This window comes from Jiangella rhizosphaerae (assembly GCF_003579925.1).
GTDB classification, from domain to species: Bacteria; Actinomycetota; Actinomycetes; order Jiangellales; family Jiangellaceae; genus Jiangella; species Jiangella rhizosphaerae.
Window position 1 is genome coordinate 32,121 of sequence record NZ_QUAL01000018.1, and the last position, 26,284, is coordinate 58,404.

Annotated in this window: 25 protein-coding genes and 1 tRNA gene; 21 read left to right on the forward strand and 5 right to left on the reverse strand. The window is 73.0% G+C overall.

Annotated elements, in window-relative coordinates; genetic code table 11:
* Positions 1–28: 28 nt before the first annotated feature.
* On the forward strand, positions 29–1,255 hold the full coding sequence (locus tag DY240_RS01965) for a serpin family protein (protein WP_199700610.1): 1,227 nt from the start codon (positions 29–31) through the stop codon (positions 1,253–1,255).
* A gap of 2 nt (positions 1,256–1,257) precedes the next feature.
* Here DY240_RS01965 and DY240_RS01970 read toward each other — a convergent pair whose 3' ends face one another.
* Entirely contained in the window at positions 1,258–1,929 is a 672-nt protein-coding gene (locus tag DY240_RS01970; protein WP_119658296.1) for a DedA family protein, read from the reverse strand.
* 276 nt (positions 1,930–2,205) lie between these two features.
* Between DY240_RS01970 and tmk the strand changes: the two genes are divergently transcribed.
* The 9 genes from tmk to DY240_RS02015 all read left to right on the forward strand — a co-directional run bounded on the left by tmk (position 2,206) and on the right by DY240_RS02015 (position 9,726).
* Entirely contained in the window at positions 2,206–2,832 is a 627-nt protein-coding gene (tmk, locus tag DY240_RS01975) for a dTMP kinase (protein WP_199700612.1), read from the forward strand.
* Positions 2,829–3,986: a DNA polymerase III subunit delta' gene (locus DY240_RS01980; RefSeq protein ID WP_119658298.1), complete on the forward strand. Its 1,158-nt coding sequence runs from the start codon at positions 2,829–2,831 to the stop codon at positions 3,984–3,986. Before tmk ends, DY240_RS01980 begins: the two co-directional genes overlap by 4 nt.
* Positions 3,987–4,010: 24 nt before the next feature.
* On the forward strand, positions 4,011–4,793 hold the full coding sequence (locus DY240_RS01985; RefSeq protein WP_119658299.1) for a hypothetical protein: 783 nt from the start codon (positions 4,011–4,013) through the stop codon (positions 4,791–4,793).
* Between the two features lie 73 nt (positions 4,794–4,866).
* Positions 4,867–5,268 (forward strand): hypothetical protein, encoded by a 402-nt coding sequence (locus DY240_RS01990; RefSeq protein ID WP_147375172.1) that lies wholly within the window; start codon positions 4,867–4,869, stop codon positions 5,266–5,268.
* A 270-nt stretch (positions 5,269–5,538) separates the two neighbouring features.
* Positions 5,539–5,805, forward strand: coding sequence for an SbtR family transcriptional regulator (locus DY240_RS01995; protein ID WP_119658301.1), 267 nt, complete (start codon positions 5,539–5,541; stop codon positions 5,803–5,805).
* 15 nt (positions 5,806–5,820) lie between these two features.
* On the forward strand, positions 5,821–6,714 hold the full coding sequence (locus DY240_RS02000; RefSeq protein WP_119658302.1) for a PSP1 domain-containing protein: 894 nt from the start codon (positions 5,821–5,823) through the stop codon (positions 6,712–6,714).
* Positions 6,711–8,318, forward strand: a complete 1,608-nt coding sequence (locus tag DY240_RS02005) for an alpha/beta hydrolase (RefSeq protein WP_199700622.1) — start codon at positions 6,711–6,713, stop codon at positions 8,316–8,318. The genes DY240_RS02000 and DY240_RS02005 overlap by 4 nt, the downstream gene beginning before the upstream one ends.
* Before the next feature lie 30 nt (positions 8,319–8,348).
* Complete coding sequence (locus DY240_RS02010; protein ID WP_147375173.1) at positions 8,349–9,581, forward strand: L,D-transpeptidase; 1,233 nt, start codon at positions 8,349–8,351, stop codon at positions 9,579–9,581.
* A 69-nt stretch (positions 9,582–9,650) separates the two neighbouring features.
* Positions 9,651–9,726, forward strand: a tRNA-Thr gene (locus DY240_RS02015).
* A gap of 60 nt (positions 9,727–9,786) precedes the next feature.
* Here DY240_RS02015 and DY240_RS02020 read toward each other — a convergent pair.
* Positions 9,787–11,439: an ABC transporter ATP-binding protein gene (locus DY240_RS02020; RefSeq protein WP_119658304.1), complete on the reverse strand. Its 1,653-nt coding sequence runs from the start codon at positions 11,437–11,439 to the stop codon at positions 9,787–9,789.
* Positions 11,436–12,419: an Lrp/AsnC family transcriptional regulator gene (locus DY240_RS02025; RefSeq protein ID WP_158602706.1), complete on the reverse strand. Its 984-nt coding sequence runs from the start codon at positions 12,417–12,419 to the stop codon at positions 11,436–11,438. The genes DY240_RS02020 and DY240_RS02025 overlap by 4 nt, the downstream gene beginning before the upstream one ends.
* A 139-nt stretch (positions 12,420–12,558) precedes the next feature.
* Between DY240_RS02025 and DY240_RS02030 the strand changes: the two genes are divergently transcribed.
* From DY240_RS02030 to DY240_RS02055, 6 genes are read left to right on the forward strand one after another with little or no spacing between them, the layout of a single operon-like run.
* Positions 12,559–13,770: a dipeptidase gene (locus DY240_RS02030; protein WP_119658306.1), complete on the forward strand. Its 1,212-nt coding sequence runs from the start codon at positions 12,559–12,561 to the stop codon at positions 13,768–13,770.
* Positions 13,767–15,392 carry an ABC transporter substrate-binding protein gene (locus DY240_RS02035; RefSeq protein WP_199700624.1) on the forward strand — a complete coding sequence of 542 codons (1,626 nt, stop codon included), beginning with the start codon at positions 13,767–13,769 and terminating at the stop codon, positions 15,390–15,392. The genes DY240_RS02030 and DY240_RS02035 overlap by 4 nt, the downstream gene beginning before the upstream one ends.
* A 6-nt stretch (positions 15,393–15,398) precedes the next feature.
* Positions 15,399–16,361 (forward strand): ABC transporter permease, encoded by a 963-nt coding sequence (locus DY240_RS02040; RefSeq protein ID WP_119658308.1) that lies wholly within the window; start codon positions 15,399–15,401, stop codon positions 16,359–16,361.
* Positions 16,358–17,254 (forward strand): ABC transporter permease, encoded by an 897-nt coding sequence (locus DY240_RS02045; RefSeq protein WP_119658309.1) that lies wholly within the window; start codon positions 16,358–16,360, stop codon positions 17,252–17,254. Before DY240_RS02040 ends, DY240_RS02045 begins: the two co-directional genes overlap by 4 nt.
* Entirely contained in the window at positions 17,251–18,426 is a 1,176-nt protein-coding gene (locus DY240_RS02050; RefSeq protein ID WP_119658310.1) for a M24 family metallopeptidase, read from the forward strand. Before DY240_RS02045 ends, DY240_RS02050 begins: the two co-directional genes overlap by 4 nt.
* A 13-nt stretch (positions 18,427–18,439) precedes the next feature.
* Positions 18,440–19,288: an alpha/beta fold hydrolase gene (locus DY240_RS02055; RefSeq protein WP_119658311.1), complete on the forward strand. Its 849-nt coding sequence runs from the start codon at positions 18,440–18,442 to the stop codon at positions 19,286–19,288.
* Here DY240_RS02055 and DY240_RS02060 read toward each other — a convergent pair.
* Positions 19,285–20,244 (reverse strand): DUF3500 domain-containing protein, encoded by a 960-nt coding sequence (locus tag DY240_RS02060; RefSeq protein WP_119658312.1) that lies wholly within the window; start codon positions 20,242–20,244, stop codon positions 19,285–19,287. The two genes, DY240_RS02055 and DY240_RS02060, sit on opposite strands and share 4 nt — an antisense overlap.
* A gap of 82 nt (positions 20,245–20,326) precedes the next feature.
* Here DY240_RS02060 and DY240_RS02065 point away from each other — a divergent pair, with 82 nt between their 5' ends.
* The 4 genes from DY240_RS02065 to DY240_RS02080 all read left to right on the forward strand — a co-directional run bounded on the left by DY240_RS02065 (position 20,327) and on the right by DY240_RS02080 (position 24,518).
* Positions 20,327–21,241: an SDR family oxidoreductase gene (locus DY240_RS02065; protein WP_119658313.1), complete on the forward strand. Its 915-nt coding sequence runs from the start codon at positions 20,327–20,329 to the stop codon at positions 21,239–21,241.
* Positions 21,242–21,250: 9 nt separating this feature from the next.
* Positions 21,251–22,246, forward strand: a complete 996-nt coding sequence (locus tag DY240_RS02070) for a Gfo/Idh/MocA family protein (RefSeq protein WP_119658314.1) — start codon at positions 21,251–21,253, stop codon at positions 22,244–22,246.
* Positions 22,247–22,587: 341 nt separating this feature from the next.
* A complete protein-coding gene (locus tag DY240_RS02075; RefSeq protein WP_119658315.1) occupies positions 22,588–23,646 on the forward strand; it encodes an alpha/beta fold hydrolase in 1,059 nt (352 codons plus the stop codon).
* A complete protein-coding gene (locus tag DY240_RS02080; RefSeq protein WP_119658316.1) occupies positions 23,643–24,518 on the forward strand; it encodes an alpha/beta hydrolase in 876 nt (291 codons plus the stop codon). Before DY240_RS02075 ends, DY240_RS02080 begins: the two co-directional genes overlap by 4 nt.
* Positions 24,519–24,530: 12 nt before the next feature.
* Here the strand turns inward: DY240_RS02080 and DY240_RS02085 are convergent, their stop codons facing one another.
* On the reverse strand, positions 24,531–25,283 hold the full coding sequence (locus DY240_RS02085) for a 3-hydroxybutyrate dehydrogenase (RefSeq protein ID WP_119658317.1): 753 nt from the start codon (positions 25,281–25,283) through the stop codon (positions 24,531–24,533).
* A gap of 90 nt (positions 25,284–25,373) precedes the next feature.
* Between DY240_RS02085 and DY240_RS02090 the strand changes: the two genes are divergently transcribed.
* The gene (locus DY240_RS02090; protein ID WP_119658318.1) at positions 25,374–26,264 is read left to right on the forward strand and encodes a bifunctional helix-turn-helix transcriptional regulator/GNAT family N-acetyltransferase; all 891 of its coding nucleotides are present in this window, start codon (positions 25,374–25,376) and stop codon (positions 26,262–26,264) included.
* The last annotated feature ends 20 nt before the right edge of the window (positions 26,265–26,284 follow it).

Below are 26,284 nucleotides of genomic sequence, written 5' to 3' on the forward strand. Positions count from 1 at the left end.
CAAGGCCCGACACGTGAGGATGATTGCCATGAGCCTGTACGCCACCGAGGTCAACCAGCTCACCGCCGCCTGGCTGCGGCGCACCGAGGGCGCCGGCGTCCTGTCCGGCGCGGGGCTCTGGCCGCTGCTGGCCGTGCTGGCGTCGTCGGCCGACGAGCCCGGCCGCGACGAACTGGCCGCCGCCGTCGGGCTGTCCGCCGACGAGTCCATGGACGCCGCGCGCGACGTGCTCAAGGCCCTGGCCGACCTCGACGGCGTCGACGCCGCGCTCGGCCTGTGGGCGCAGCAGGCGGCGCAGGTCCGGCCCGAGTGGCGCGACACCCTGCCGTCGGGCACGTTCGGCGAGCTCACCGGCGACGCCGCCGTCGACCAGCCGGTCCTCGACGCGTGGGCGCGCGAGCGGACGCACGGGCTGATCGAGCGGTTCCCCGTCCAGGCCGGGCCCGAGCTGATGCTGACGCTCGCGACGGCGCTCGCGCTGCGCACGACGTGGCAGCGCAAGTTCTCCGACGAGCCGTGGCAGGTCTCCGGCGGCGTCTGGGCCGGACGGCGCCTGGCCGGGCTCCAGCGCACCACCCCCGATGCCGACGACCTGCGCGTCGCCGACTCCGCCGCCGGTCCGCTGACGCTGACCAGGGTGGCCGGCGACAACGGCCTCGACGTCCACCTCGTGCTCGGCGAGGAGGGCGCGGCCTCGGGCGACGTGCTCGCCGCGGCGGTGCCGCTGGTGGCCGGCGACGCCGCGGTGACCGGCGGCGCGGCGCTGCTGGAGTCCGGCGACGTCGCGCGCTGGCCCGGGGTGTCGACGGTGTCCGCGCAGCGTCCCGGCCTGGTGCTCAGGACCGCCCGGTTCACCGTCCGCTCGCTGCACGACCTGCTGCGCCAGGCCGACGTGTTCGGGCTGCGCGCGGTCAGCACCGGCGACCGCGACCACTTCCCGGCCATCGGGCCGGTGCCGCTGCGCGTCGACCAGGCCCGGCAGGCCGCTGTCGCCATCTTCAGCGCGACCGGCTTCGAGGCGGCCGCCGTCACCGCCATCGGGCTGCGGGCGGTGTCGATGCCCGTTTACCGCGCCCAGGCGGTCGCCGTCAGCTACGACCGTCCGTTCGGCTTCCTCGCCGTCCACCGCGAGAGCGGCCTCGTCCTCTTCGCGGGCTGGGTCGACTCGCCGGAGGACTGGTCCGGGGCGTCGCAGCGCGAACGGCCGCAGCCCGGGGCGATGCGCGACCGCCTGCCACGCCACCCGGCGCAGTGACCTCAGCAGACCAGCTCGGGGGCTCGTGACGGCGACGGCTCGTCGCGGCCGGCGGCCGCGGCCTCGGCGGCGCGGGCGCGGTCGGTCATCCGGCGCCGGGTGCGGATGATGGTGTGCGCCGCGCCGGCCCAGACACCCACCAGGACGCCGACGGCCGCGCCGATCGCCACCTGGAGCCACAGCGGCGCGTCGGTGACCGTGCCGGTGACGTAACCGAGCCCGACCGCCCAGCTGGACCAGATGAGCCCGGCCGCGAACGCGATCACCCCGAACCGCCGCCGCCGCATGCCGGCCACCCCCGCCGCCGCGGACATCGTCGTCCGGCCCAGCGGGATGAAGCGGGCGGCGATGATGGCCGCCGCGCTGGTGGACCCCATGTGGTCATGGGCCCGGATGATCTTCGCCTTGAGCCGCCGGCCCAGCCGGAACCGTTCCAGCGCGCCGGGCAGCGCGCGCCGGCTCATGCCATGGACGGCGAGGTCGCCCGTCAGCGCGCCCAGCGTCGCCGCGGTGATCGCCCAGGCGACGTTCAGGTGGCCGGCGGCGGCGAGCGCTCCGGACGAGATGACGGCCACCTCGCCCGGGAACGCCGGCACCACCGCGTCGATGGCCACGAACGCCGCCATGACGAGGTAGGCGAGCGCGGGCACGGCCACGAACGACAGCAGGTCCATGGACTCCACACTCGGTGTCTACCGCCGCCGGAGCAACGGTGCGCAGCCGAACTCAGGGATCTCTCAGGGACGGACTCAGGGACGGTGCTGGGGCTGTCCCCAGTCTTCGGGGCGTACGCCCGCGTTGTCGGTGTCATTCACTACGCTGACCCTGTGGAGGGCCGTGCACACCGGCGACGACTGGGGGCCGGAGGCTCCCACGAGTCGTCGGTCCTGGGCGGAGTGAGTTGGAGCCAATGAGTTGACGTGCACGGCCGGACACATAGGAGTAGAGCTGTGAGCGGACCGCGAGGGCTGTTCGTCGCCTTCGAGGGCGGCGACGGTGTCGGCAAGACCACTCAGCAGGCGCTCCTGGCCGACTATCTGCGCGCCCAGGGCCGCGACGTCGTCGTCACCCGCGAGCCGGGCGACTCCCGCATCGGGCCGCAGGTGCGGGCCATCGTGCTCGACGGCGGCGAGCTCGACGCGCGAGCCGAGGCGCTGCTGTTCGCCGCCGACCGCGCCGACCACGTCGCGCACGTCGTCCGCCCGGCGCTCGCGCGCGGCGCCGTCGTGCTGGTCGACCGCTACGTCGACTCCTCCGTCACGTACCAGGGCGAGGGTCGCGGGCTCGGGCGCGAGCAGATCGCCGCCATCTCCACGTTCGCCACCCAGGGCCTACTGCCCGACCTCACGGTCGTGCTCGACCTCGACGAGGCGGCGCGGGCCGAGCGCGTGCGCCGGCAGGGCTACGTCGACCGCATCGAGCGCGAGCCCGACCACCTGCACGAGCGCGTCCGGCGGGCGTTCCTCGAGCTGGCCGCGGCCGCGCCCGACCGCTACCTCGTCGTCGACGCCGCCCGCCCGGCCGAGGAGATCGCGGCCGAGATCGCCGTCGCCGTCGAGAAGGTGCTGCGCACATGACCGTCTGGGACACCGTCGTCGGGCAGACCGTGGTGCCCGCCCTGCAACGCACCGTCGCCGACGCCGCCGCGTACCTCGACGGCGGGCCGCGCGGCGCCATGACGCACGCGTGGCTGTTCACCGGGCCGCCGGGCTCGGGCCGGTCGGTCGTCGCGCGGGCGTTCGCCGCCGCGCTGCAGTGCCCCAACGGCGGCTGCGGCCAGTGCTCCGAGTGCGCCGACGTGCGCGCCCGCACCCATCCCGACGTCGCGTCGCTGGTCACCGAGGGCCTGAACATCCGCATCAGCCAGGTGCGCGAGCTGGTGCCGCGGGCGGCGCTGCGCCCGGCCCGCGGCCGCTGGCAGGTGGTCATCGTCGAGGACGCCGACCGCCTCGGCGAGGACGCCGCCGACGCGCTGCTGCTGTCGGTCGAGGAGCCGCCTGAGCGGACGGTGTGGATGCTGTGCGCTCCCACGGCCGAGGACATCGTGCCCACCATCCGCTCCCGGTGCCGCGTCGTGCATCTGCGCACGCCGCCGTACGCCGACGTCGCCCAGCACCTCGTCGCCACCGCGGGCGTCGAGCAGGAGCTGGCCGAGTTCGCCGCCCGCGCCGCCCAGGGCCACGTCGGCCGGGCCCGCGCGCTGGCCACCGACCCCGAGGTCCGTGCCCGCCGCGCCGAGGTGCTGCGGCTGCCGTTCGACCTCGCCGACATCCGCCAGTGCCTCGACGCCGCCGCCAACCTCGTCGAGGCCGCCAAGGCCGACGCCGAGAAGCACTGCGACGCCCTCGACGAACGCGAGGTCGAGGAGCTGCGCAAGGCGCTCGGCGCCGGCACCACCGGCCGCAAGCCGCGCAACATCGAGGCCGCGGTGAAAGAGCTCGAGCGCGAGCAGAAGCTGCGCCGCACCCGGGTCCAGCGCGACTCCATCGACCGCGCGCTGGTCGACGTCCTGGCGCTCTACCGCGACGTCATGATGCTGCAGCTGGGCGTGCGCACCGAGCTCGTCAACGAGGAGATGCGCCCGTCCATCGACCGCCTCGCCCGCTCCGGCACGCCCGCATCCACCCTGCGCCGCATGGAGGCCGTGGTCGCCGCGCGCGAGGCGCTGCAGGCCAACGCGCTGCCGCTGCTCCAGCTCGAGTCCATGGCGCTGGCCCTGCGCGAGGGCTGAGCGCCTCCCGGTTAAGGTCGTCCGATGGACGCCGACGCCGACCCGTGGAAGATCGTCGACGCGCTCGCCGAGTGGGCCGAGCGCACGCCGTGGTGCGACTGGGTGGAGCTCGGCGGGTCGCTGGGGCGCGGCGCGGGTGACCGCGTCTCCGACGTCGATGCCGGTCTGGGCGTCGTCCTCGACGGCGCCACGTACGACGAGCGCCGCGACGCCGCGCTGGCGGCCGCGCGCGAGTACGCCGTCGTCGCCGACGAGCTGATCCAGCACCTCGGCAGCCCGGAGCAGCCGGCCGACCACCTCGTCCTGCAGTACGCCGACGGCCGTCAGCTCAGCCTCGTCGTCATGACGGCGGACAGCCGGCCCGGGCTGGCACCGGGATCGCGGCCGGTGTTCGACCGCTCCGGCCGGCTGGCCGAGCCGTTCTCGCCGTCCACCCTGCACGCCACCGACGAGGCGCGGCGCGAGTGGGCCTTCCTCGGCTGGTGGGGCCTGGCCGACGTCGCCAAGCATGCCGGGCGCGGCCGGGTCTGGCGGGCCATCGAGTCGCTGCACGAGGTGCGGTCGTTCGTCTGGCGGCTGCACGCCGCCGAGCTGGGCGTCGACTACCCGGTGTTCGGCGCGGTCAGTGTGCAGAACGCCGACTTGCCCGAGCCGGCCGGGTTGGCCGCGACCCTCCCCGCCGCCGCGGAGCCGGCCGCGATCATCGCCGCCGCACGGGCGCTCGGCGACGTGCTGGAGCCGCTGGCCGCGCCGCACGCCGTCGACGGTGTCCGGGCCGAGGCGCTGCGCCGACTCGCCGCGGCCTGACGCCGTTCACCGTCCGGTCGTCTTCCGGACACCCAGGCCCTCTGGCGTCTGCGCGGTTGACGACCTGTTGCTCATGAGGGGGGCCACCGGTGACCCGACCGCGTCCATCGCACGTCCGCGCCGCCACCGCCGCGACGGCGGGCCTGGCACTGACGGGGCGTTCGCGCTGCCGGCGATCGCGGACATCGTCGACGAGCCGATCTCGCACTCCGCGTCCGGCGCGCGCCTGGAGCTCGCGCCGATCGGCACCTACGAAACCGGCGTCTTCGACGAGGGCGCGTCGGAGATCGTGAGCTATGACGCCGGCTCCCAGTGGTCTGCCGCCGCAGCGCCTGACGTCGCGGCACCGCCTACGCGCGGCACACCACCTGCGGCGCTGGCCGATCTGGCGTTCGGCGAGACGTGGAGGATGTGGGCACGCCTCACGCTGGGCGCGCCCGTTTCGCGCTGTTTGTGGGGCTGTGGACAGCGATGATCATCCAGGATCGTCTACATCACGAGGATTTCGTGAGCTTCACCATGGCTGTAGGGGTGTTGACGCTGGGGTAATCCTCGTGATGGCTCCCGAATCACGGCGAAATCTCGCGATGTGGACGCTCCACGACACCAACGCCACACGCAAACGCGGCGAACGCACGCGGCGTCGTCGCCGCTCTTCCCCCGTCCCCCTGATAGCTGCCCGTTCTGAGCCGCGGGGGCGCGGGTCAAGCGGTCATCGCCGGCGCGAAGCGCCTCCATAGTCCGCTTGAGGCGCGCGCACGCGGCCAAGACAATCGGGCAGCAGGGGGACGGGGCCAACGCCACAAACCCCAGGCCAACGCAGACCCATCCTGCCGGTGCGGTCCGGGCCGACGTCGGCACGGCCGAGCTCGACGCGCTGCTCATCGGCGCCGCCCGGGCGGTCGAGCACGCCGGCGGCGACCCCGACGTGCGCCGGCGCACGCTGGCGGTCATCCTCGACGGCCTGCGTCCCGGCCGCGGCGATGCCGTTTCCCGCGCTCCGACGCCTTAGGGTGGACGCGTGGGCATGGTGATGGCAGTGGCCTTCACCCGGTACGGGAGGCTCTACTACCTCGACCCGGGTGAGCACAGTCCACGCGTCGGCGACAAGGTCCTCGTCCCCACCGACGACGGCCCCGAGGTCGCCGAATGCGTGTGGGCGCCGCAGTGGGTCAGCGAGGACATCGGTGGCCTGCCCGTGTGCGAGGGGCCGGCCACCGAGAAGCACCTGCAGCGCGAGGAGCGCAACCGCCGCCGCCGGGCCGAGATCCGGGTCGCCGCGCGCCGGCTCATCCGCCACCACGACCTCCCGATGAAGATCGTCGGCGTCGACTACGTCGACACCCGCCCCGACGTCGACCAGCTGGTCACCATCTACTTCAGCGCGCCGCACCGGGTCGACTTCCGCGAGCTGGTGCGCGACCTCGCCCGTACCCTGCGGGCCCGCATCGACCTGCGTCAGCTCGGCGCCCGCGACGAAGCCCGCGTGCAGGGCGGCATCGGGCCGTGCGGCCGCGACACCTGCTGCTCGACGTTCCTCACCGACTTCGAGCCGGTGAGCGTGCGCATGGCGAAGGACCAGGACCTCCCGCTCAACCCGTTGAAGATCTCGGGCGCGTGCGGGCGGCTGATGTGCTGCCTCAAGTACGAGCATCCGCTGTACCAGGACTTCAAGCGCAGTGTGCCGACCGTCGGCTGCGACGTCACCACCGACGACGGCGTCGAGGGCACCGTCGTCGCCTACAACGTCCCGGCCGAGACGGTGTACGTCCGCGACCGCGAGACCGGCCGCCGTGTCGCCTGCCCCAAGGCGAGCGTCTGCGGGTCCCGGCAGGCTTACGAGGGCGCCGTCGCCCAGGGGGCTCGCCGCACGCCCGACATCGAGGACGACGTGTACGAGGACGACGGGGAGAACCTGTGAGACTCCGTGCCCTGGCCGGCCTGGCGGTGGCCGCCGTGGTGGCCGCCGCGGGCTGCTCGGCCGAGCCGGCGCGTGACGGCCAGCCGGCCGACGTGCCGGACCGGTCGACGCCGGCCCCCGACGCCACCGAGGGGATCGAGCCCGGGCTGGAGCCGTTCTACACGCAGCAGCTCGAGTGGCGCGACTGCGGCGAGGGCTACCAGTGCTCGACGGCCACCGTCCCGGTCGACTACGCCGACCCGGGCGGCGACACCCTCGAGCTGGCGCTGCTGCGGGCGCCGGCGACGGGCGACCAGCGTCTGGGCTCGCTGCTGGTCAACCCGGGCGGGCCGGGCGCGTCCGGCGTCGAGTACGCGCAGCTGGCCGGCTCGGTCGTCACCGAGCAGGTGCGCGAGCGCTACGACATCGTCGGCTTCGACCCCCGCGGCGTCGCCGAGTCCACCCCGGTCGACTGCGTCGACGACGCCGAGCTGGACGAGTACCTCGCCGCCGACGCCACCCCTGACGACGACGCCGAGATCGCCGACATGGAGGAGTCGATCCGCGATCTCGCCGCCGGGTGCGCGACGAACTCCGGCGAGCTGGTTCCGCACATCGGCACCGCCGACGTCGCCCGCGACCTCGACGTGCTGCGCGCGGCGCTGGGTGACGAGAAGCTCAACTACCTCGGCAAGTCGTACGGCACGTTCATCGGCGCCCTCTACGCCGACCAGTTCCCCGACCGCGTCGGCCGGCTGGTGCTCGACGGCGCCATCGACCCCACGCTGTCCGGCGACGACCTCGGCCTCGGCCAGGCGCGCGGCTTCGAGCGGGCGCTGTCGGCGTTTCTGACCTGGTGCTTCGACCAGAGCGACTGCGCGCTCGGCTCGTCGGACGACGAGGCGCGCGCCACGCTGGCGGGGCTGCTGCGGCAGGCCGACCAGGAGCCGCTGGCCACCGACGACGAGAACCGCCCGCTCACCGAGTCGCTGGCGTTCTACGGCATCATCCTGCCGCTGTACCTCACTGCCGACGAGGGCTACGAGCCGCTCAACGAGGCGCTCGACCTCGCGCTCACCGAGGACGACGGCACGCTGCTCATGACGTTCGCCGACCTCTACCTCGAGCGCAACAGCGACGGCACCTACAACGGCAACGCCAACGAGGTGATCAGCCTCGTCAACTGCATGGACCATCCGGAGACCGCCACCGCCGACGAGGCGCGGGCGAGCCTGGCCGAGTTCAGCGCGGTGTCGCAGGTGTTCGGGCCGTTCCTCGCCTGGGGCGGGTTCGGCTGCTCCGCACTGGCCGACGGCCTGGCCGAGGCCGGCGTCGGCGGCGACGACGATCCCACGGCCACGCCCACCGGGGCGCCGGCGCCGCACCCGCCGGTCGCCGCACCGGGCGCCGACCCGATCCTCGTCGTCGGCACCACCGGCGACCCCGCCACGCCGTACGAGTGGGCGCAGTCGCTGAGCGAGCAGCTGTCGTCCGGTGTGCTGCTCACCTACGACTCCACCGTGCACACGGCCTACCTCGCGGGGAGCAACTGCATCGACGAGGCCGTCGACGCGTACCTGCTGGCCGGCACGGTGCCGGACGACGGCACGACGTGCGCCTCGTGAATCGCCGCGAACTATGCGGATAATGGAGTGATGCGCCTTCGCTTGACCATCCGCCGGGCCGTGCTCGTGCTGAGTGCGGCGGTGCTGCTGACGTCGTGCAGCGGCTCCGACGACGGCGGCGCGGGCGGCGACGCCACCGCGCAGGCGGAGGGTCCCAAGTCGCAGCGGGTTCCGTTGCGCCTCGACGGCATCAGCGACGAGGTGGCGTTCGGCACCCCGCTGCAGTTGAGCGTCCCCCGCGGCCACATCGACTCCGTCGAGGTCGCCCCCGAGGGCGGCGAGCCGGTCGAGGGCCAGGTCGGCGACGACGGCAGCAGCTGGCAGAGCGCCGCGCCGCTGGAGCCCGGCGCCTCCTACGCCGTCACGGTCGTCGCGTCCGACCGGCTCGGCATGGAGCACACGTTCACCGACTCCTTCGCCGTCGGCGCCGTGCCCGACGCCAACCGCCTCACGCTGAGCATGCAGCCCACCGACGGCGCCGTCGTCGGGGTGGGCGCGCCCATCACCGTCCGGTTCGACCAAGAGGTCACCGAGCGCGAGAACGTCGAGCAGGCCATGCACGTGGCGTCGAACCCGCAGGTCGAGGGCTCGTGGCACTGGGTGAGCTCGCAGGAGGTGCACTTCCGGCCGAAGGAGTACTGGCCGTCGGGCACCCAGGTGCGGCTGAACCTCGACCTCAACGGCGTCCAGGCCGGCGCCGACCTCTGGGGCGGCCGCTCCTACGACCTCGACTTCACCGTCGGGAAGGCGCAGGTCGCCACCGTCGACGCCGCCACCCACACCATGACCTACAGCGTCGACGGTGCGGCCGTGGCCACCTGGGACACCAGTCTCGGCGCGCCCGAGTTCGCCACCCGCAACGGCACGTACATCGTGCTGGAGAAGTTCGAGACGCGGCAGATGACCTCGTGCAACGCGAACATCACCTGCGACCCGAACGACCCGAACTACTACGACCTCGAGGTGCCCAACTCCGTCCGCCTGACCTGGAGCGGCACGTTCGTCCACTCGGCGTCGTGGTCCGAGGGATCGCAGGGGTCCGAGAACGTGTCGCACGGGTGCATCAACCTCAGCCAGGCCAACGGCGCCACGTTCTTCCAGCTGGCGCAGTACGGCGACATCGTCACGGTCGCCAACTCCACCCGCGGCCCCGAGGACCTCCTCCAGCGTGGCGACCCCGGCATGGCCGACTGGAACTACACCTGGGATCAGTACGTGGCCGGGTCGGCCCTCGGCGCTGCCATCACCACCGACGCTCTCTGACCCCTCGATTGGGTGCCGGGCACCTTCACGCCCTATACTCATGCACCGTGCCCGGTTCGCCGGGCACGCGCCGCCTTAGCTCAGTCGGTAGAGCGATTCACTCGTAATGAATAGGTCGTCGGTTCGATTCCGACAGGCGGCTCCACACCACGTCCCGGCCGGTCAGGCTCCTCCTGACCGGCCGTTCTCGTTCCCGTAGGCGCGATCAGCCCAGCGCCAGGTCCCGCTCGCGTTCGGCCCGCCGGCGCCGCTGCTCGACCGGGTCGGGCACGGGGGCGGCCGCCAGCAGCCGCCGGGTGTAGTCGTCCTGCGGAGCGGACAGGATGTCGGCGCTGCCGCCCTGCTCGACGATGCGGCCCTGGTGCATGACGGCGATGCTGCCGGCCAGCAGCTCGACGACGGCGAGGTCGTGGCTGATGAACAGGCACGAGAAGCCCAGCCGCGTCTGCAGGTCCATGAGCAGTTCGAGCACGCGCGCCTGTACGGACACGTCCAAGGCGCTGGTCGGCTCGTCGGCGACCAGCAGGACGGGGTCGAGCGCAACGGCGCGGGCGATGCCGACCCGCTGGCGCTGGCCGCCGGAGAGCTCGTGCGGGTAGCGGTTGCGCCAGGCCGCCGGCAGCTCGACGCTCTCGAGCAGCTCGGTGACCCGTTGCGCCACCTCCGCGCGCGGCCGGCCGTGCAGCCGCAGCGGTTCGCCGATGCTGTCGCCGATGGTGTACCGGGGGTTCAGCGACGACGCCGGGTCCTGGAAGACCATGCCGACGGTGCGCCGCAGCGCGCGCAGCTCCGCTCGCGACGCCTTCGTGACGTCCTGACCGTCGACGACGACCCGCCCGGAGGCCGCCCGCAGCAGGCCGACCACGCAACGGCCGATCGTGGACTTGCCCGATCCGGACTCGCCGACCAGGCCCAGCACCTGTCCGCGCGGGATGGTGAGCGACACGCCGTCGACGGCGCGGAAGGCGGGGCGCCCGAAGCCGCCGGGATACTCGACGACGACGTCGTGCAGCTCCAGCGCGGCGCGCGGACCGTCGCCGGGCGCGGCCGGAGCCGGCCGGACCTCCTGCCGTCCCAGGTGCGGCACGGCGGCCAGCAGGTCGCGGGTGTACGGCTGGGCCGGCCGGGCGAACAGCTGCTCGACCGGCGCCTCCTCGACGATCTCGCCGCCCCGCATGACGACGACGCGGTCGGCGATGTCGGCCACCACGCCCATGTCGTGGGTGATGATGAGGATGGCGGAGTCCAGGCGGTCGCGCAGGCTGCGCAGCAGCGCGAGGATCTCGGCCTGGACGGTGACGTCGAGCGCCGTCGTCGGCTCGTCGGCGATGAGGACGGCGGGATCGCACGAGATGGCCATCGCGATCATGGCGCGCTGGCGCTGCCCGCCGGAGAGCTGGTGCGGGTAGTACCCGAACCGCTGCTCCGGGTCGGGCAGCCCGACCAGGCCGAGCAGCTCGACGGCCCGCGCCCGCGCGGCCCGGCGGCTGAGGTCGGTGTGCAGCCGGAGCGCCTCGACGATCTGCGAGCCGACCGTGAAGACGGGGTTGAGCGCCGTCATCGGGTCCTGGAACACCATGGCGACGTCCTGGCCGCGTAGCCGCCGCAGGGTCGGCCCGTCGGGCGTGGTGACGTCGCGGCCGCCGACCTCGATGCGCCCGGTGCGGACGGCGGTCGGCGGCAGTAGCCCCAGCACGGAGAGCGCGCTGACGCTCTTGCCCGAGCCGGACTCGCCGACCAGCGCGAGGATCTCGCCCGGCCGGACCTCGATGCTGACGTCGCGCGCGGCGGTGGTGGTGCCGTCGCCGGTGCGGAACTCGACGCCGAGGCGGTGGATCGCGAGCGCGGGTGTGGTCACAGGGCGCCCCCTTCGACGAGGGTGAAGGCGCGCTTGACGGTGATCAGCTCCAGGCCGATCTCGACCCGGCGGATGCCGGGCAGCTCGCCGAGCACGCGGGTGTTGAAGGTCAGCAGATCGTCCTGGTGCCGGAGAACGACCTCGCAGGTCAGGTCGCTGTAGCCGGCGGTGGAGGAGAGGTAGCGCACCTCCGGCCGCTCGCCCAGCGCCTTGGCGGTCTCGTCGAGGTGACGCAGGTCGACGGCGAGCCAGTAGAACACCTCGACGCCGTAGCCGAGCAGCTCCGGCCGGACGATCGTCGTGTAGCGGACACGCCCGTCCCGGGTCAGCGTGTCGAGCCGCCGCTTGACCATCGACTCGCTCATGTCGAGCCGGGCGGCCAGCTCGGCGAAGCTCAGCCGGGCGTCGTCGCCGAGCAGCTCGACGAGGGCGTGGTCGCGCTCGTCGAGCGGCTTCGGGTCGCGTTGCTCGATGGGCCCGCGCTCGGACTCCAGCGTCGCGATGGCCTCCGGCGACAGCGTGCCGTGCGCCCACACGTTGGCGACCTTGTGCTGGGCGATCACCGTCTCGGTGACTGTCGAGAGGATGCCGTCGACCTGCTCGATCTCCTCGAACAGCACCCGGGCCAGCGCGCGCTGCGACGGCACGATCAGCTCGACGATGAGGTCGAACGTGCCGGTGATGAGGGCGGCGAAGCGCACGTCGGGCCGGGCGGCCAGCTCGGCGGCGACCCGCGGCGCCTGGCCGACGCGGCAGGTGACCTGGACGAGGACGGGGTAGCCGCCGACGCTGCGCAGCGGGTCGGCGGACGCGACGACGCGGACGAGGCCGGAGCCGAACAGCCGTTGTGCGCGCCGGGCGGCCGTGGTGTCGGACGTGCCGACGGCCCGCGCGATCTGCTGCCACGTCGCCCGGCCGTGCGTCTGCAGCGCGGCGACGATGCGCCGGTCGAGGTCGTCGAGCACGGTCTCGTCCGTCATGGCGGCCATCGTATCGGACGGGGCGCCGAAATCCAGCGTGCAACATGAACGTTACGCCGATCTCCGTCGCAATACTTGCCGTGAATGCCGAGATCTGCCATCGTCGGTGGGGTTGATGAAGGATTCCGGGAGGTCTGCCGTGCTCGAACCGGCCAAGCGCTACGACGGGTATCGCTCGTACAGCTACCTGCGTGAAGGCATCGACTACAAGGCGTTCGATCTGGCGCCCGAGCTCGGCCGGGTGCCCGAGTACGGCGGGCTGGAGCTGTCCGACGCGCAACGGGAACGGGTCACCCGGCTGCTGACCGAGAGCGTCGTCGTGTCCACGCACGAGCACCCGACGCGGTTCCCCGACGACATCGGCGAGACCATCGACTACAACCGGCACGGGCGGCACCGCACCGGCTACGAGGGCCTCGCGCGGTCCGGCCTCACCGCCGTCATCGACAACTTCATGGACGGCACGGCGTGCGTGACCAGCCACGCCGGCTGGAAGTGGACCGACATCATCGCCGACCTCGGCATGCGCTTCTCCGACCTCGCCCACCAGGACTTCGTCATCAAGGCCGAGACGCTCGCGGACATCCGGCGGGCGCACGAGACCGGCCGCATCGCGCTCATCGCCGGGCTGGAGGCGTCCACCCCGATCGAGAACGAGCTGGACCGCATCGACATCCTCTACGGCTTCGGGGTCCGTCAGCTCGGCATCGCCTACAGCGAGGCCAACACGCTCGGCAGCGGGTTGAAGGAGCGCCGCGACGGCGGGCTCACCGCGTTCGGCCGCAAGGCCGTGGAGCGCATGAACAAGCTCGGCATCGTCGTCGACGTGTCGCACTCCGGCGACCTCACCTCGCTGGAGGTGATCGAGCACTCGACGAAGCCGATCATCATCACCCACGCCGGCGCCCGCTCGGTGTGGCCGACCAACCGGATGAAGCCGGACGACGTCATCAAGGCCTGCGCCGAGCGCGGCGGCGTCATCGGCCTGGAGGCCGCACCGCACACGACGCTGTCGCCGCAACACCCGCGGCACAGCCTGGAGTCGGTGATGGACCACTTCGTGTACTGCGTCGACCTGGTCGGCATCGAGCACGTCGGGTTCGGGCCGGACACGCTGTTCGGCGACCACGTCGGGCTGCACCACCTGTTCGCCGGCCACCTGTCGATCGGCGACGCCCACGGCTCGGTCGACTACGAGGAGGTCGAGTACGTCGACGGCCTGGAGAACCCGGCCGAGTGCTTCTGGAACATCGTCGGCTGGCTGGTCACACACGACTACTCCGACGACGAGATCCGCGCCGTCATCGGCGGCAACGCCATGCGTGTCATCGAGGAGGTCTGGGAGAGATGAGCACTATGCGCGGCCTGGGCCGGCGCGCCGCGCTGGGCGCGGCGGCGGCCCTGACCCTGGCGGGCCTGGCGGCCTGCGTCCCGTCCGAGCCCGACGGCGCGTCGGGCGACGCGTCCGAGGACGCCGGTGAGGGCGGCGACGGCGGCAGCGGCGGCGAGCTGGCCATCGGCACCACCGCGGACGTCGTCAACTTCAACCCGCTGGTCGGCAACAGCCGCACCGACAGCTGGGTCACGAACCTGATGTACCCCGCGATGATGACCATCGACGACGAGGGCACCAAGGTGCCGGCGCTGGCGACGGAATGGGGCTACGGCGAGGACGGCCTGAGCGCGTGGATCGAGATCCGCGACGACATGGAGTGGTCCGACGGCGAGCCGCTGACCGCCGAGGACGTCGTCTTCACCATCGACGCGATCAAGGCCGAGCAGCTGGGCACCGTCGCGGGCATGATCAGTGCGTACGAGTCCGCCACGGCCGTGTCGGACACCCGCATCGAGTTCACCCTCAGCAGGCCGGACGGCGCGTTCCTCAACAGCATCGGGTTCTGGATGCCGATCGTGCCTGAGCACGTGTTCGGGCAGGCCCCGACGGTGGCCGACTTCGCCAACGACTCCGACTGGGTGTCGGCCGGCCCGTTCGTGCTCACGCAGGTCGAGCGCGGGCAGCGCTATGTGCTGGAGGCGGTGGAGAACTATCCGCTCGCCGAGGACGGCCGCGCCGTGCTCGACCGGGTGGTGTTCCGCGTCTACCCCGACGTCAACACCGAGGTGCTGGCGCTGCGCTCCGGCGAGATCGACCTCATCGGCAACGCACTGCCGCCGTCGGTGGCCCGCGACGTCGAGGGCGACGAGGAGCTGCAGACGTTCAGCGTCCCGTCGCTGGGCTGGGCGCACATGCAGTACAACATGCGCCGCCCGCCGCTGGACCGGGTCGAGGTCCGCCAGGCGCTCGCGCACGCCGTCGACTACGAGGCCATCCGCGAGGTCGTGCTGGGCGGCAACGCGGTGTCGGCCAACTCCAGCGTCCTCACCCCGACGTTCGCGCAGTGGGTGGACGAGACGGCCGAGGAGTACGAGTACGACCCCGAGCTCTCCCGCGACCTGCTGGCGCAGGCCGGTGTCGAGAACCTCGAGCTGGAGATGATCTACGACGCCGGCGACCCGAACATCTCCTCGTGGGCGGAGCTGGTGCGCGACCAGGCGGCGGAGGCCGGCATCACCATCACGCTGGCCGGCCTGGAGCGCAACACCTACCTGGCCCGCACCAACGAGCGCGACTTCGACATCTACGCCGGGTCCTGGGCGATCATCGACGAGCCGCAGTCGAACTTCTCGCTGCTGTTCGCGCCGGACGGCTTCATCAACTACGCCGGCGTCAACGATCCCGAGATCAACCGGCTGCTCGCGGAGGCGTCGTCGGCGCTGACCGTCGAGGACGCGCGCGGGCCGCTGCACGAGCTGGCCCGCATCGTCACCGAGCAGGTCTACGACAACGTGATGTACGTCGAGCAGTTCACCTTCGCGGCCTCGAACGAGTGGACCGGCTTCCAGCCCAAGCCCAGCGAGCTGCTCTCGGTGGTCAACCCGCAGTCGCTGGCGTCGGTGCGGGCGGCGGACTGAGCGCACATGGCCCTGCTCCGGTTCGCTTCGCTGCGGGTGCTGCGCGGCCTGCTCACGCTGTGGTTCGCGGTCAGCGTCACGTTCTTCCTCGTGCGGCTGCTGCCGGGCGACCCGGCGCTGGCCATCGCGAGCCCGACGATGAGCGAGGACCAGCGCCAGCAGATCCTCGCCGACTTCGGGCTCGACCGGCCGCTCGCGGTGCAGTACGTGACGTACCTCGGTGAGCTGCTGCAGGGCAACCTCGGCGTGTCGTTCCGGCAGTCGATCCCGGTCGCGGACGTGCTGCTGGAGCGGCTGCCGTGGACGCTCATCCTCACCGGCAGCGCGCTGGTGCTGACGCTGCTCATCGGGCTGCCGCTGGGGGTGCTCGCGGCCACCCACCGCGGCGGCGCCCTCGACCGCTTCATCCAGGTCGGCGGCGTGATCGGGCAGTCGCTGTTCGTCCCGACGGTGGGCATCGCGCTGCTCTACACCTTCGGGCTCTGGCTGGGCTGGTTCCCGATCGGCGGCGCCATCGACGACGACGTCTACGGGCTGGAGGCGTACGCGAGCATGCTGCGGCACCTCGTCCTGCCGTGCCTGAGCCTGGTGGTGCTGCAGATCGGCGCCTACGTGCTCACGCTGCGGACGAACCTCATCGACGCGCTCGGCGAGGAGTACTGCACGGTGGCACGGGCCAAGGGCGCGCCGGAGCGCCGAGTGGTGTGGAAGCACGCCCTGCGCAACGCGCTGCTGCCGACGACGACGCTCGTCGGGCTCCAGCTGGGCTTCCTGGTCGGCGGCGCGGTCCTGACCGAGACGATCTTCGCCTACCCGGGCGTCGGGCGGGCGATCTACGAGTCGGTCGGCCAGCTCGACTTCCCGGTGCTGCAGGGCGCCTTCGTCCTGCTGGCGGCGGCGGTCGTGGTGGCGAACCTGCTGACCGACCTCGCCTACGGCCTCCTCGACCCGCGGGTGCGTGCGGCATGAGCGGGCTCAGCGAGGAGCTGACGACGGCGGTCGAGCCCGCGGCGGGCCCGACGCCGGCCAGCCGCACGTGGCGGGCGTTCCGGCGCAACCCGCTCGGCCTGGTCGCGGCCGGGCTGCTGGTGGTGCTGCTGCTGGTCGCGCTGGCCGCTCCGCTGATCGCCGACTACCCGCGCGGCTACGGCGAGGACGTGCTCGCCGGGCCGTCGGCGGCGCACTGGTTCGGCACCGACCACCTCGGCCGCGACATCTTCGCCCAGGTCGTCTGGGGGACGCGCACGAGCATGGCGGTGGGCCTCGGCGCGTCCGCGCTGGCGATCGTGCTCGGTGTGGCGGTCGGTGTCGGCGGTGCGTACTTCAAGCGGCTCGACGGCGTGCTCGGCCTGTTCGTCGACGTGATGCTCTCGCTGCCGGTGCTGCCGCTGATGATCCTGGTGGCGGCGCTGGCCGGGCCCAGCGTCACGACGCTCGTCGTCGTCATCGCGGTGTTCTCCTGGCCCGAGGTGGCCCGGGTGGTCCGCTCGCAGGCGCTGCCGATCGTGACGCTGTCGTACGTGGACGCCGCGCACGTGATGGGGGCGCCGAACCGCTGGGTGCTGGTGCGGCACGTGCTGCCGGCGGTGTCGCCGGTGATCGCGGTGTCGGTGGTGGTGACGGCGTCGCGAGCGGTGCTCAGCGAGGCCGGCCTGGCCTTCCTCGGTCTGGGCGACCCGTCCAGCTGGTCGTGGGGGACGATCCTCTACAACGCCCAGCGCTCCGGCGCGCTCAGCTCCTCGTGGTGGACGGCGTTCTTCCCGTCGCTGGCCATCCTGCTGCTGGTCGTCGCGGCCACCCTGGTCGCGCTGGCCTACAACGACGCCCGCAACCCCCGAACCCGACAGGACGGGACCCGATGACCTTCTCCCAGCGGCTGCCCGCCGCGTTCTACCGCGACGTCCACGCCCGGCTGCGCACGCGCATGCAGACCGCCGGGCTGGACGCCGTCGTCGTCGACGACTGGCACGACGTCGCCTACCTGACCGGCTTCTTCCACCACCCGAACGAGCGGCCCGCCGTCGTCTGGGTGGGCGCGGACCGCGTCGTGCTGCTGGTGCCGGAGCTCGAACGCGAGCACGCGCAGGCCCAGAACGCGGTCGTGGACGAGCTGGTGGCGTTCGAGGAGTTCCCCGGCGTCGACAGCCCGTTCGCCGCGCTGGCCAAGGCGGTGCCGTCGAGCGGCGTGTGGGGGCATTCGCCGGCGGTGTCGACCGGTCGGCTGGCCCAGCTGGAGGCGGTGTTCGGCGGCGTGACGTGGCGGATGTCGGCGCTGGTCGACGAGCTGCGGCTGGTGAAGCAGCCGGAGGAGGTCGAGCTGCACCGGCAGGCCGGCCGGCTCGGCGACGTGATGCTGGCCGCCGGCGTGGAGCTGGTGGCGGCCGCCGTCGCCGGCGGCGAGCTGCCCACCGAGGCCGAGCTGGCCGACCACGTCGTCCGCGCCGGCGCCAGGTGGATGTACGAGACGCACTCCGACGTCGTCGTGGTGCCGATGCTGACCGGCGGCCTCGTCTACGGCGGCGCCAACTCCGCCTACCCGCACGGGCTGCCGTCGTCGTACCGGCTGCGCCCCGGCGACACGTTCATCCTGTCGCTGGGCGGCGCCGTCGGCGGCCGGTACGCCGAGAGCGAGCGGACGTTCTTCCTCGGAGAGCCGACGCAGGAGCAGGTGGCCTACTTCACCGCCGACCACCGGGCGCAGGAGGCCGGCACTCGTGCTCTGCGGCCGGGGGCGCGCTGCCAGGACGTCAACCGGGCCTGCCTCGACGTCATCCGCGACGCAGGCTACGGCGAGTACCTGCGGCACCGTCAGGGACACGGGATCGGCCTGAACTTCCACGAGCCGCCGTGGCTGTCCGACGGCGACGACACCGAGCTCGCGCCCGGCATGGTCGTCTCCAGCGAGCCCGGCATCTACGTGCCCGGCCACGCCGGCTACCGCATCTCCGACACCGTGCTGGTCACCGAGCACGGACCGGAGCGGCTGACCGCCTTCCCCCGAGACCTTGACGACGTCGTCATCGCGCTGTCCTAGGAGGAGCAAGCAAATGATCGTGGAGATCAACGGCAACCCGCTCGACGTCGAGGTGCTCGGCGGCGACGACCCGGGCAAGCCGCTGCTCATCGCGCACCACGGCGCCCCCGGCCTCGGGTCCAGGAACGAGCCCACGGCGGCGTTCGGGCACCTGTCCGACCTGTGCCGGGTGCTGGTGTTCGACGCCCGCGGCAGCGGCAAGAGCGGCGACGTCCCGCCGTTCACGCACGAGCAGTGGGTCGCCGACATCGACGCGCTGCGCGCCTGGGCCGGCGCGGAGTCGCTGGTCATGGCCGGTGGGTCGTACGGCGGCTTCCTCGCGATGGAGTACGCGATCGCCCACCCGGACCGCGTGCTGGCGCTGGTCCTGCGCGACACCGCGCCGGACCACTCGCACGAGGAGGCGGCGATGGCCAACGCGCGCGCCTCGTCGCGCATCGAGGTCGACGAGGACAAGCTGGCCCGCATCATGGAGGGCCGCATCCGCGACAACGACGACTTCCGCGACTGCTGGGCGTCGATCCTGCCGCTCTACGACCACGAGTACGACCCGGCGTCCATCCAGGCGCGCGTCGACTCCGTCGACTACCACTACGCCACGCACAACTTCGCCTTCTCGGTGAACCAGCTGACCTACGACGTCAAGCCGGGCCTGCCGTCGGTGACCTGCCCGGCGCTGGTGACGGTGGGCCGCAGCGACTGGATCACGCCGGTCGAGTGCAGCGAGACCATCGCCTCGCTGATCCCCGACTCGCAGCTGGTGGTGTTCGAGAAGTCCGGCCACTCCCCGCCGATGGAGGAGCCCGAGCGGTTCCGGCAGGTGGTCCGCGACTTCCTGGTGTCGCGGGTGCTCGCTCGCTAGGAGTGCTGCGCCGCGTGGTGGGCGGCGAGCAGGTCGTCGCCCCAGTCGTGGCGCAGGTCGCGCCAGACGGAGTGGACGTGGTTCGCGTCGTGCTGGGTGTTGTCGTACTCGAGGAGGAACGTCGGTCCGAGGACGGCGTAGTAGTGGCCGTGGCCGGGCTCGACCGAGCCGGCCCAGCGGAACGTGACGTGCTCCAGCCCGGCGGCGGCGATCTCGGCCCAGGCCGGCGCCGCGGCGGCCGTCGTCACCCGGCCGAGGTAGTGCCGGACCAGCCGCTCGAGCAGCTCGCGTGCGTCCGGCGGCATGTCGCCATAGGCGAGGCCCGGCGCGATCCGTCCCGCGTCGGCGACCGGGTCGTCGCGGGTGAGGATGTCGCGCGGCGCCTCCGGTGACGTGATGGCGGCGGCCTTCTCGGCCGGCGGCAGCGACGTGACCAACGCCCGGCCGAGGTCCTGTTCGGCGGCGAGCGTCCGCCGTCCGGCGCCCGGGAAACCGCCGGGAACGGTGGCCGGGTTGGCGCCGAAGAACTGCGGCGTCGCGGTGACCCGGCCGTCCACCACGGTCACCGTGACGGCCAGGTGGTGCCCGCCCAGCCGCCACCCCCACGTCGCCGACCCCGGCGTCCCGTACACCCGGAACCAGTACAGCCCGGGCTGCCGCCGCTCCCACGTCGGCACCCCGGCCGCGCGCTCGACGGCACCGAGCACCGTCTCGAGGTCCATGATCGCCCGCGCGTCGGCGAGCCCCGTGGCCGACAGCCCGGTGGCCAGCAGCTCCAGCGCCAGCGATCGTTGCTGGCCGGACAGCTCGCCCAGCGCGATCCCGGGACGGGGCCGCGGCAGGTACGTGAACGTGCGCCGGTCGGGCGCGTCGAACGGCGCGGCCGCCTGCGCCAGCCGTCCGGGGTCGAGCGCGGCGAGGAACGCCGTCGCCGCCCGCGTCATCGGTTCGGTCATCGGACACCACTCTGCCAGCCCGGCACGCTCCGGGGTCGATCGCTGACACTCCGTGTCAGCGTCTGTCCGTCACCATCGGTCCATGGAGAAGACGCTGGAAGGCAAGGTCGCGCTCGTCGCCGGTGCGTCGCGCGGCGCGGGGCGGGGGATCGCGGTCGAACTCGGGGCGGCCGGCGCGACGGTGTACTGCACCGCTCGCAGCACGCGGGCGCAGCGGTCGGAGCAGGACCTGCCCGAGACGATCGAGGAAACCGCGGAGCTGGTCACCGCGGCCGGCGGGACGGGCATCCCGGTGCAGGTCGACCACCTCGTGCCCGAGCAGGTGAAGGCGCTGGTCGACCGCATCGACGCCGACCAGGGCCGCCTGGACGTCCTGGTCAACGACATCTGGGGCGGCGAGCTGCTGTTCGCCTGGGACGCGACGGTGTGGGAGCACTCGCTGGAGAAGGGCCTGCGGATCCTCCGGCTCGCCGTCGACACCCACATCGTCACCAGTCACTTCGCGCTGCCACTGCTGCTGCGCACGCCCGGCGGGCTGGTCGTCGAGATGACCGACGGCACCGCCGACTACAACGCGGCGAACTACCGGGTGTCGTTCTTCTACGACCTCGCGAAGGCCTCGGTGCTGCGCATGGGGTTCGCCCTCGGCCAGGAGCTGGGGCCGCGCGGTGCGACGGCGGTCGCGCTGACGCCTGGATGGCTGCGCTCGGAGCTGATGCTCAGCCACTTCGGGGTCACGGAGGAGACGTGGCGCGACGCACTCGAGCGGGAGCCGCACTTCGCGATCTCGGAGACGCCGCGGTTCGTCGGCCGGGCGGTCGCGGCGCTGGCCGCCGACCCGGACGTCGCACGCTGGAACGGGCAGTCGCTGTCCAGCGGCCAGCTGGCGCGGGTCTATGGTTTCACTGACCTCGACGGCAGCCGCCCCGACGCCTGGCGGTACCTGGTGGAGGTGCAGGACGCCGGCAAACCCGCCGACGTCACGGGGTACCGCTAGGAGCGACAGATGACGGACTCGGCTCGGCGCATCCGATGGGGCATTCTCGGCACCGGTGGCATCGCGGCCTCGTTCGCGCGCGATCTGCAGCTGCTCGACGACGCCGAGGTGGTCGCCGTCGGCTCGCGCAGCGACGAGAGCGCGAGCGGCTTCGCCGGCCGGTTCGACCTGCCGCGGGCCTACGGCTCGTACGAGAAGCTGGTCGACGACCCCGACATCGACGTCGTCTACGTCGCCACGCCGCAGACGGCGCACGCCGCGAACGTCCGGCTCGCCCTGGAGGCCGGGAAGCCGGTGCTGTGCGAGAAGCCGTTCACGGTCACCGGCGCAGAGGCGCGCGAGGTCGTCGACCTGGCGCGCGACCGCGGCGTGTTCCTCATGGAAGCGATGTGGACGCGGTTCCTGCCGCACTTCCGCCGCATCGACCAGCTGCTGCGCTCGGGCGTGCTGGGCGAGATCACGACGGTGGTCGCCGACCACGGCCAGGCCATCCCGGCCGGCGGCGGCCACCGGCTGCACGACCCCGCGCTTGCCGGCGGCGCACTGCTCGACCTCGGCGTCTACCCGGTGTCGCTGGCGTCGTACGTGCTGGGCCGCCCGGCCGGCGTCGTCGCGGCCGGCACGTTGCTGCCGAACGGCCTCGACGCCCAGACGTCGGCGGTGTTCACCTACGAGGGCGGCGCGCACGCCGTCGTCACCACCACGCTGGGGGCGCGGACGGCGAACCGCGCGGTCATCTCCGGCACCCAGGCGCGGCTGGAGATCGACGACGTCTGGTACGCGCCGACGTCGTTCTCGCTGCTCCGGCCGGGGTCGTCGCAGCCGGAGCGGTTCGAGCACACCCGGGTCGGCGGCGGGCTGCGCCACCAGGCCGCCGAGGTCGGCCGGCTGCTGCGCGAGGGCGCCACCGAGAGCGACGTCATGCCGCTGGACGAGACCGTCGCGATCATGGAGACGCTCGACGAGATCCGCCGGCAGATCGGGCTGCGCTTCCCCGGCGAGTGATCGTCCGGTCCGGTCCTGCTCGCCACGGCGGTGCTGGCCGCTCCGCAATGAGCACCGATACGCACCACGAACCGGCCCGGCGAGGGTGGAACTCATGGTGCTCGCGACCAAGAACGGGCAGCGAGCAGGGGACGGGGTCGATTCTGGGCTCCTCGATGCGCGCGGCGTTCGCCCTGTTCTGGCGTGACGCTGAGCCGTCGGCCGTACGCCGTTCGCGTCGCGTGGTGCGTGGAGGCGCTCATTGCAAAGCGCGGCGCACGAAACCTGACCTGCGCCATTCCGGCGGTCGCCCCGGTGCGGCCCGGCCTCGGGTAGGGCATCATCCTCCTGAGGAGGGGGCCATGACATCCATGCTCATGCCGGGCGTGACGGCGACTCGTCACCAGACGCCGCGGCTCACCGTCAACACGCTCACGGTGGCCGGCCGCGACACCGGGGAACCGGTCGTGTTCGTGCACGGCAACGTGTCGTCCAGCGTGTTCTGGCAGCCGGCCATGCTGCGGCTGCCTGAGCGGTTACGCCCGGTCGCGGTCGACCTGCGCGGCTTCGGCGGCACCGACACCCTGCCGGTCGACGCGACCCGTGGCGTCCGCGACTACGCCGACGACGTCGCCGGGCTGCTCGACACCCTCGGGCTCGACGACGCGCACCTGGTCGGCTGGAGCATGGGCGGTGCGGTGGTGCTGCAGCTGCTGCTCGACGCGCCCGCGCGGTACCGGTCGGTCACGCTGGTCAACCCGGTCTCGCCGTACGGGTTCGGCGGCACCCGAGGCGCGGACGGGAAGCTGTGCGATCCGTCGGCCGCGGGGTCCGGCGGCGGTGCGGCGAACCCGGAGTTCGTGGCGCGGCTGCGCGACGGCGACCGCGGCGACGACGGCGCGCTGTCGCCCCGTCAGGTGATGCTGTCGTCGTACGTGAAGCCGCCGTTCGTGCCTGAGCACGCCGACGCCTACGTCGAGTCGATGCTGACCACCGCCGTCGGCGACGACCACTATCCCGGCGACTCCGTGGCCGCCGACGCCTGGCCGGGCGTGGGCCCGGGCACCCGAGGCGTGCTCAACACGATGGCGCCGACGCATCTGCGCCTGGACGGGCTCGACGCCATCGACCCGAAGCCGCCCATCCGCTGGATCCGCGGTTCCGACGACGTCATCGTCTCCGACACGTCGCTGTTCGACCTCGCCTACCTCGGCTCCATCGGCGCCGTGCCGGGCTGGCCGGGCGAGGACGCCGCGCCGCCGCAGCCGATGGTCGCGCAGACCCGCGCCGTCCTCGACTCCTACCGCGCCGCCGGCGGCGTCACCAGCGAGACCGTCATCGCCGGCACCGCGCACAGCCCGCACATCGAGAAACCGGACGAGTTCGTGGCGGCGCTGGTCAGCGGGCTGGACACGCGATGACGCTCGGGGTCGCGGTCGACGGGGGGACGCTCGCGGTCCACGAGCTGGGACGCGGCGGGGCCGGCGCCCCCGTCGTCATGGCGTTGCACGGCATCACCGCGAACGCGCTGGCCTTCGGTGCGGTCGCGCAAGCGCTGGACGGCCAGGTCCGGCTGCTCGCGCCCGACTTGCGCGGCCGGGCCGACAGCCGGTCGATCCGCGGGCCGTGGGGGCTGGAGGCGCACGCCGCCGACGTCGTCGCCGTCCTCGATGCCGCCCGGGTCGAGTCGGCGGTGCTGCTGGGCCACTCGATGGGCGCCTACGTCGCGGCGCTGACGGCGTACCTCCACCCGTCCCGGGTGTCGTCGCTGGTGCTGATCGACGGCGGCGTCGGGTTCCCGGCTCCGGACGGCGACATCGACGCCGCTCTGGAGCAGGTGATCGGCCCGGCGATGCGGCGGCTCACCATGACGTTCGCCGACGAAGCCGCCTACCTGGACTTCTGGCGTGAGCATCCGGCGATCGGCCCGGCCCTCGACGCACCGTACGGCGAGCTGGTCGAGGCGTACCTGCGGCACGACCTCGTCGGCCGCGACGGCGAGCGTCGCTCGTCCTGCGTGCTCGACGCGGTGCGAGCCGACGGCGCCGACGTGCTGGCCGACCCGGTCGTGCTGCGCGCGCTGCGCGACGGCACCGTCCCGGCGACGCTGCTGTACGCCGCGCGCGGGCTGCTGGACGAGCCGCAGGGCCTGCTCGACGCCGAGCGCATCGCCGCGGCCGAGCTGCCGCCGACGGTCCGCGTCATCCCGGCCGGCGGCGTGAACCACTACACCGTCCTCTTCGAGCACCAGGCGGTCCGCCTGATCGAGTACGCCATCGGCACGTCGGTCTAGCGGCCGCGATGCTCAGCGCGCCGACCAGCCGCCGTCGATGACGAGGTCGGTGCCGGTGATCGACTGGGCGGCCGGGCCGGTGAGGTAGGCCACCGCCTCGGCGACCTCGTCGGGCTCGACGAGGCGCTTGATCGCCTCGTTGGCCAGCAGGATTTCGCTGACCACGCGCTCCTCGGGCAGGCCGTGCACCGCGGCCTGGTCGGCGATCTGCGCCTCGACCAGCGGCGTGCGCACGTAGCCGGGGTTGACGCAGTTCGACGTCACCCCGTGCGGCGCACCCTCGAGCGCCGTCACCTTCGACAGCCCCTCCAGGCCGTGCTTCGCGGCGACGTACGCGGACTTGAACGGGCTCGCCCGCAGGCCGTGCGCGCTGGAGACGTTCACGATGCGGCCCCACGAGCGCGCGTACATGCCCGGCAGCGCGGCGCGGATGAGCAGGAACGGCGCCTCGAGCATGAGCCGGAGCATGAACGCGAACCGGTCAGGCGGGAACTCCTCCAGCCGGGCGACGTGCTGGATGCCGGCGTTGTTGACCAGGATGTCGACGTCGATCTCGGCCGATGCCAGAGCGGCGGTGTCGGAGAGGTCGACCTGCCACGGCTCGCCGCCGCAGTCGCCGGCTACGGACGCCGCGCGCTCGCCGTCGACGTCGGCGACGATGACGTGCGCACCCGCCGCGCCCAGCCGCCGGGCCACCGCGGCGCCGATGCCGCTGCCCCCGCCGGTGACCAGCGCCCGCCGCCCGCTCAGATCGAGTCCCGTCATGGGGCGACTCTAGGGCGCACCCGCCCTCGCCGCACCCGCCCAACTCGGGGGAGGGAGGTGTGGAGGGAAGAAGCTGACTAGAGTCAGAGAATGGACGAGACGATGATCGCGCAGGTGCGGCGGTTCAACCGCGTCGTCACGCAGCAGGTCGGCGCGCTCAACGACCGGTTCCTCGCGCGCGACCGGCCGCTGGGGGAGTCGCGGCTGCTGTGGGAGATCGGCGACGGCCGGGACGTGCGGTCGCTGCGTACGGCGCTCGACCTCGACTCCGGCTACGTGAGCCGGCTGCTGCGCTCGCTGGAGGCGGCCGGACTGGTGACCACGCAGCCCAGCCCGGCCGACCGGCGGGTGCGGCTGGCCCGGCTCACCGAGGCCGGGTGGGCCGAGCGGCGGCTACTGGACGAGCGCAGCGACGCGCTCGCCGCGGAGCTGCTCGCGACGCTGCCCGGCCGGCAGCGCGAGCGGCTGGTCGCGGCGATGGCCGAGGTCGAGCGGCTGCTGACGGCGGCGTCGGTGCGGTTCGCGGTGACCGACCCGGACGACCCGGTCGCCCGGCACTGCCTGCGCGCCTACGCCGCCGAGTTGGACGTCCGGTTCGACGGCGGGTTCTCCCTGGACCATGGCATCCGCGCCGATGCCGCCGATGTGCGCCCGCCGAACGGGCTGCTCCTGGTCGCCATGCTGCACGGAGCGCCGGTGGGGTGCGGCGTGCTGCTGTTCCGCGACGCCGAGCCGGCGCACCTGAAGCGCATGTGGGTCTACGAGTCCGCGCGCGGACTGGGGCTCGGCCGCCGGCTGCTCGCCGAGCTGGAACGGCTGGCCGCCGAGCACGGCGCGCCGGCCGTCCGGCTCGAGACGAACTCAGCCCTGACGGAAGCGATCGCGCTGTACCGGTCGGCCGGCTACACCGAGGTTCCGCCCTTCAACGCCGAGCCGTACGCCCACCATTGGTTCCAGAAGCCCCTCCCGCCGCCCGGCTGACGACCCGACCTGCGACAATG

Coding starts and splice junctions, on each gene's coding strand:
- DY240_RS01965 (WP_199700610.1), top strand. CDS start 29: ATGAGCCTGTACGCCACCGAGGTCAACCAGCTCACCGCCGCCTGGCTG.
- DY240_RS01970 (WP_119658296.1), bottom strand. CDS start 1,929: ATGGACCTGCTGTCGTTCGTGGCCGTGCCCGCGCTCGCCTACCTCGTC.
- DY240_RS01980 (WP_119658298.1), top strand. CDS start 2,829: ATGACCGTCTGGGACACCGTCGTCGGGCAGACCGTGGTGCCCGCCCTG.
- DY240_RS01985 (WP_119658299.1), top strand. CDS start 4,011: ATGGACGCCGACGCCGACCCGTGGAAGATCGTCGACGCGCTCGCCGAG.
- DY240_RS01990 (WP_147375172.1), top strand. CDS start 4,867: ATGAGGGGGGCCACCGGTGACCCGACCGCGTCCATCGCACGTCCGCGC.
- DY240_RS02000 (WP_119658302.1), top strand. CDS start 5,821: ATGGTGATGGCAGTGGCCTTCACCCGGTACGGGAGGCTCTACTACCTC.
- DY240_RS02010 (WP_147375173.1), top strand. CDS start 8,349: ATGCGCCTTCGCTTGACCATCCGCCGGGCCGTGCTCGTGCTGAGTGCG.
- DY240_RS02025 (WP_158602706.1), bottom strand. CDS start 12,419: ATGACGGACGAGACCGTGCTCGACGACCTCGACCGGCGCATCGTCGCC.
- DY240_RS02035 (WP_199700624.1), top strand. CDS start 13,767: ATGAGCACTATGCGCGGCCTGGGCCGGCGCGCCGCGCTGGGCGCGGCG.
- DY240_RS02040 (WP_119658308.1), top strand. CDS start 15,399: ATGGCCCTGCTCCGGTTCGCTTCGCTGCGGGTGCTGCGCGGCCTGCTC.
- DY240_RS02045 (WP_119658309.1), top strand. CDS start 16,358: ATGAGCGGGCTCAGCGAGGAGCTGACGACGGCGGTCGAGCCCGCGGCG.
- DY240_RS02050 (WP_119658310.1), top strand. CDS start 17,251: ATGACCTTCTCCCAGCGGCTGCCCGCCGCGTTCTACCGCGACGTCCAC.
- DY240_RS02055 (WP_119658311.1), top strand. CDS start 18,440: ATGATCGTGGAGATCAACGGCAACCCGCTCGACGTCGAGGTGCTCGGC.
- DY240_RS02060 (WP_119658312.1), bottom strand. CDS start 20,244: ATGACCGAACCGATGACGCGGGCGGCGACGGCGTTCCTCGCCGCGCTC.
- DY240_RS02065 (WP_119658313.1), top strand. CDS start 20,327: ATGGAGAAGACGCTGGAAGGCAAGGTCGCGCTCGTCGCCGGTGCGTCG.
- DY240_RS02070 (WP_119658314.1), top strand. CDS start 21,251: ATGACGGACTCGGCTCGGCGCATCCGATGGGGCATTCTCGGCACCGGT.
- DY240_RS02075 (WP_119658315.1), top strand. CDS start 22,588: ATGACATCCATGCTCATGCCGGGCGTGACGGCGACTCGTCACCAGACG.
- DY240_RS02080 (WP_119658316.1), top strand. CDS start 23,643: ATGACGCTCGGGGTCGCGGTCGACGGGGGGACGCTCGCGGTCCACGAG.
- DY240_RS02085 (WP_119658317.1), bottom strand. CDS start 25,283: ATGACGGGACTCGATCTGAGCGGGCGGCGGGCGCTGGTCACCGGCGGG.
- DY240_RS02090 (WP_119658318.1), top strand. CDS start 25,374: ATGGACGAGACGATGATCGCGCAGGTGCGGCGGTTCAACCGCGTCGTC.